Annotated in this window: 3 protein-coding genes; 2 read left to right on the forward strand and 1 reads right to left on the reverse strand. The window is 60.9% G+C overall.

What is annotated here, in order from left to right; translation table 11 throughout:
• Positions 1–370: 370 nt before the first annotated feature.
• Positions 371–2,386, reverse strand: a complete 2,016-nt coding sequence (locus JNL55_RS03390) for a sigma-54-dependent Fis family transcriptional regulator (RefSeq protein ID WP_293849259.1) — start codon at positions 2,384–2,386, stop codon at positions 371–373.
• A 250-nt stretch (positions 2,387–2,636) separates the two neighbouring features.
• Between JNL55_RS03390 and JNL55_RS03395 the strand changes: the two genes are divergently transcribed.
• Both JNL55_RS03395 and JNL55_RS03400 read left to right on the forward strand, forming a co-directional pair.
• Positions 2,637–4,151 carry an aldehyde dehydrogenase family protein gene (locus JNL55_RS03395; RefSeq protein WP_293849262.1) on the forward strand — a complete coding sequence of 505 codons (1,515 nt, stop codon included), beginning with the start codon at positions 2,637–2,639 and terminating at the stop codon, positions 4,149–4,151.
• Between the two features lie 64 nt (positions 4,152–4,215).
• Positions 4,216–5,365: PQQ-dependent dehydrogenase, methanol/ethanol family (locus JNL55_RS03400; RefSeq protein WP_293849265.1), on the forward strand; the 1,150-nt coding region annotated here is incomplete at its 3' end.

Below are 5,365 nucleotides of genomic sequence, written 5' to 3' on the forward strand. Positions count from 1 at the left end.
TTGCCATCATGAGCTCATGTTACGGGCAGCCATGCTTCGGGCTCACTATTCCATAGCAGGTTTCCGGCTCGGCAAACAGAGGATTACGCGAAGTCACCGGCACGTCACGATACGACCGCCTGGTACCGCCCGAAGGCCTCCCAAGCGTTTGTTTTGATGCTGGTACTATGTCTGCTGTTGTTAGTGTTAGTGGTGTTTCGCGGAGTGCAGGGCTATGTCTCGCGCGAGGAGCTAAGTCAGAATCGAGCTAAGAGATTTCGAAGGGACCGTGCGCGCGTTGGAACAGAACGGGCAGCACGACCTGGCGCAGGCGATGAAAAAGGTAACGAGCTGACGCGACTGACCCGCGCAGCTCGACTAGAGCCGCAACTCAGCTCCGTGCCCGAGGCCCTCGCGCCAGCGGAATCTGGTACAGCTTGATCTTGCGATAAAGCGAGTTCCGGCTCATGCCCAGCTGCCGTGCGGCGTTGGTCATGTTCCAACGATTATCTTCAATCGCTCGCACGACCACATCCCGCTCAGCTTCTTCCAAAGAGCCGGACTTCTTGGCATCTCCATCCACCGTGACCGGTTTAGAAACAGCCGCGGTCCGCCCCGCTGCAACGGATCGATGAATCTCCGCCGGCAAGTCCTGCAGCCGAATCACACCGTCCTCACACAACGCCAGCGCCGTGCGAATCACATTTCGCAACTCACGAACGTTGCCAGGCCAAGAATAGGCAACCAACACTCGCAGCGCCTCAGTCTCGATAGCTGCAGGTCGGTTCGAACGGTTCTCCGCCGCGAGCACACGCTGAATCACGTGTGCGCAATCATCGCGGTCCGCCAGTGCGGGCAGCTCGATGGTCATGCCGTTCAAGCGATAGAACAGATCCTCGCGAAACAAGTTACGAGCGATCAGATCGCGCAAGTTCCGGTGGGATGCGGCGACGACGTGCAGCTCGACATCCAAAGACAGCTCACTGCCCAGCGGCTCGACCTTTCGCTCTTCCAACACGCGCAGCAGGCGCGTCTGCATGGCTAACGGCATATCGCCGATTTCATCGAGGAACAGCGTGCCGCGGGAAGACTGCAGGATCTTGCCCTTCATGCCTTCCTTGCGCGCACCGGTAAATGCACCGGAGCGATAACCGAACAACTCACTCTCGATCAGCGTCTCGGGAATGGCGGCACAGTTCACCGCAATGAAAGGTTGATCCGCACGACGGCTCGCTGCATGCAGCGCTCGCGCGAAAACTTCTTTGCCCGAGCCAGTCGGCCCATGAATCACCACGGGAATGCCCGAGTCGACGATGCGCTGCGACTGACGAACTTGACGCAGCAATTGCGGATCCTCGCCCGCCAAATCGTCCAGCGACAGCGCACTCACTCGCGGCATGGACGCAATGTGAACGATGGGCGAAGCCGACCGTGCATTCCGCACTTCGAACTGTGTCGAGCGCGACTGCATCGGCTTGTGCAAGCTCAGCACATAGCGACGACCATGCGTCAGCTCACGCGCCGACCACATCAGCGACTGCGACGCCGAAGCAGCGCTCAGCACATCCTGAAGCTTCATGTCGAACAACTGCTCGATGGGACGACCGCGCACTTCGTGCCGACCTTTCAGTCCGAGCAGCGTCACAGCGGTACGATCCGCCGCGACGATGGTGCCATCCTCCGACACCGCCAGCGCGCCATCCTGATTTAGATTCACCAGCTCGGGTCGGTAGTGGAAGCGCAAGATGGCGTGATGCCGATGCCGACGCAGAAACAAACATTTCTCGATCGCATAGGCGGACATCTTGACCAGCGCCATGGTGTGCATCTGGCTCACGCGCGTGTCGTGAGAACCGACGCACGATGCGTCGAGCACACCGATGATCTCGTCGGACGGATCTCGGATCGGCGCGCCCGAACAACTCAACTGCACATGATCGCAATGGAAATGTTCGTCCCGGTGCACGATCACCGAACGACCTTCGGCGATACACGTGCCGATGCCGTTGGTACCTTCGACCTGTTCGCTCCAATCGGCGCCGGCCAACAAGCCGGAGCGACGGAAACCATCGCGCAGCGTTGGATCGACACGTTCGCGAAGAATCACGCCACGCGCATCGGTGAGCAACAACGCATAACCGGAGCCGCTGATTTGATCGTAGAGCAGATTCATTTCTGCGCCGGCGATCATGATCAGCTCTTCGTTTTGAGCACGCCGTTCGCGTAGCTCGTTGGCGGTGAGCACCGTGGGCGAATAAGTGCGGGCCGGATCGAGCCGGTAATCCCGGGCGCATCGCGACCATGAAGTGGAAATGCCGTGCGCCACACTGGTTTCAGTGGCGGCCGCAAGCCCGGAAACACTGCGCAGCACCTCATCGAGGTGACGAGCGCTATTGGCGTCTGTCACATATCCCCCCGAACCGATGACAGTTTGTAACCTAAGGCGGTGACGTACTGTCGCACCGAAACCTGATCCAAGTAAACCGCCGCTGGCACGTCAGACCGGACCATACCCTGCCCGCCGCGCTTTTGCCGAGAAATATAGCGCTGGCCCGTTCCTTGCTCCAGTAGCTCCGCGTGGCACGGCTAAGCCAGCCTGCCGACATACCTATGACAAAGCAACGCCGACCACGCGGTCGGCGATACCGGAGAAAGTGATGAATACGACGAGCGAGCTGGTCGCACTGACCGCGGGGGTGAAGGCATTCGTAGGACAGCCGCACGAGGCGCTGATCGATGGACGCTGGCAACCGGCGCGTTCCGGCAAGACTTTCGAAATCTACGACCCGTCCAGCGAGGACGTGATTGCGCATGCCGCCGATTGCGGCAAGGAAGATGTGAATTTGGCCGTGAGCGCAGCCCGCAAGGCTTTCGATACCGGCCCCTGGTCGCGCATGACGCCCTCGGAGCGCGGCAAAATCCTGTGGCGAATCGGTGACTTGATCGAAGCCAATCTGGAAGAGTTCGCGCAGCTCGAAGCGTTGGACAACGGCAAGCCCATCGCCGTGGCGCGCGCCGCCGACGTGCCGTTGGCCGCCGAAATGTTTCGTTACATGGCCGGCTGGGCCACCAAGATCGAAGGCAACACCATTCCGCTGTCGGTGCCGTACACGCCGGACGCGCAGTACCACGCCTTCACGCGCAAAGAGCCGATCGGCGTCGTCGCGCAAATCATTCCCTGGAACTTTCCGTTGCTGATGGCGGCGTGGAAGTTGGCGCCCGTGCTCGCAACCGGTTGCACCGTCGTATTGAAGCCGGCTGAAGAAACGCCGCTGTCGGCGTTGCGTCTGGCTCGCGTTTGTATGGAAGCCGGTTTGCCGCCGGGCGTGCTCAACGTGGTCACTGGCTTCGGTGAAAGCTGCGGCGCGCCGCTGGCAGCCCATCCTGGTGTCGACAAGGTGGCTTTCACCGGCTCCACCGAAGTGGGTCGCTTGATCGTCAAAGCCGCGGCTCATGACCTGAAGAAAGTCACGCTCGAGCTGGGTGGCAAGTCGCCGAACATCGTGCTCGACGACGCCGACGTCGAGGCCGCCATCCAAGGCGCCGCCAGCGCCATCTTCTTCAATCACGGTCAGTGCTGTTGCGCCGGTTCGCGCTTGTTCGTGCAAGAGAAAATCTACGATCAAGTGGCCGAAGGCGTGACCCGCTTTGCCGCCTCGTTGCGACTGGGCCCTGGTTTGAGTCCCGGCACCCAGATGGGTCCGCTGGTGTCGCAGACGCAGTTCGAGCGCGTCAACGGCTTCCTCACCTCGGCACGCGAGCAAGGCGCGAAGGTCGCCACCGGCAACGCCAGCTCGCGCACCTTCAAAGGTGGCTTTTTCGTCGAGCCAACCGTCATAGAAAACACCAACGACAGCATGCGGGTCTATCAGGAAGAGATCTTCGGCCCGGTCGTCACGGTGAGCCGGTTCAAGGACGTAGACGATGAGCTGATCCGCCGCGCCAACGATACGGTGTACGGACTCGCCGCCGGCATCTGGACCCGCGACATCAGCCGCGCGCATCGCATCGGCAATCGGCTCCGCACCGGCACAGTCTGGGTCAACTGCTACAACATCTTCGACGCCTCGTTGCCGTTCGGCGGTTACAAACAATCTGGCTGGGGCCGCGAAATGGGCCATGAAGTGTTGCGCAATTATCTGGAAACCAAGTCGGTCTGCATGAGCATCTAACGACCGCGCAGCCGGCGAGCCCCAGGCCGCCGGCTGCATTTCGATTCGAACTCAGGGGGAACTTATGAAGTATTCGCACACGTGCGCGCCGTGGCTGACCGGCGCCGCGCTCGCTCTATCAGCGGTCTCGGCAAATTCGAGCAACGTGCCGGTGCCTGTCACCGACGCGATGATCAGCGACGACGCCACCACCACTCAGGACGTCGTCACCGTCGGCATGGGGCAAGGCGGCCAACGTTTCAGCCCGCTCACCAAAATCACCACGGACAATGTCGCCAACCTGGTGCCCGCCTGGACGTTTTCGTTCGGTGGTGAAAAACAGCGCGGCCAGGAATCGCAACCGCTGGTGCATAACGGGAAGTTGTTCGTCACCGGATCCTACTCGCGCATCTGGGCACTCGATGCACAGAGCGGCGAACGCTTGTGGTCGTACGAGCATCGCCTGCCGGACGGTATCATGCCCTGTTGTGACGTCGTCAATCGTGGAGCCGCGCTCTACGACAACTTGGTCATCTTCGGCACGCTCGATGCGCATCTGGTGGCCCTCGATGCCAACACCGGCAAAATCGTTTGGAACGAAAAGCTCGACGATTACAAGGCCGGCTACTCCTATACCGCCGCGCCACTGATCGTGGACGGCAAGATCATCACCGGTTTGTCCGGCGGTGAATTCGGCATCGTCGGCCGCATCGACGCACGCGACGCGCGTACCGGCAAAGTCGTGTGGTCGCGCCCGACCGTCGAAGGCCACATGGGCTACTTGAACGGCCAAGAGAACGGCATCAGCGGCAAGCTCAACGCCACCTGGCAAGGCGACATGTGGAAAACCGGCGGCGCTGCTCCCTGGTTGGGATGCACGTACGCAGCCGATGTGAAACTCATCTACTGCGGCACTGGCAATCCGTCTCCCTGGAACTCGCACATGCGCCCGGGCGACAACCTCTACTCTTCGTCGACCGTGGCTATCGCGCCGGACACCGGCAAGATCGTGTGGAGCTATCAGAACACGCCGCACGACAGCTGGGATTTCGACGGCTCCAACGAGTTCATTCCGTTCGATCAGAAAACCGCCAAGGGCACGGTGAAAGCCGGCGCCAAAGCCGACCGCAACGGCTTCTTCTATGTGCACGATCGGTCCAACGGCAAACTGCTGAGCGCCACGCCGTTCGTCTCGAAGGTGTCATGGGCCAGCTCCATCGACCGCAAGACCGGCC

The sequence above is a fragment of the Steroidobacter sp. genome, from assembly GCF_016790065.1.
Classification (GTDB): Bacteria; Pseudomonadota; Gammaproteobacteria; order Steroidobacterales; family Steroidobacteraceae; genus Steroidobacter.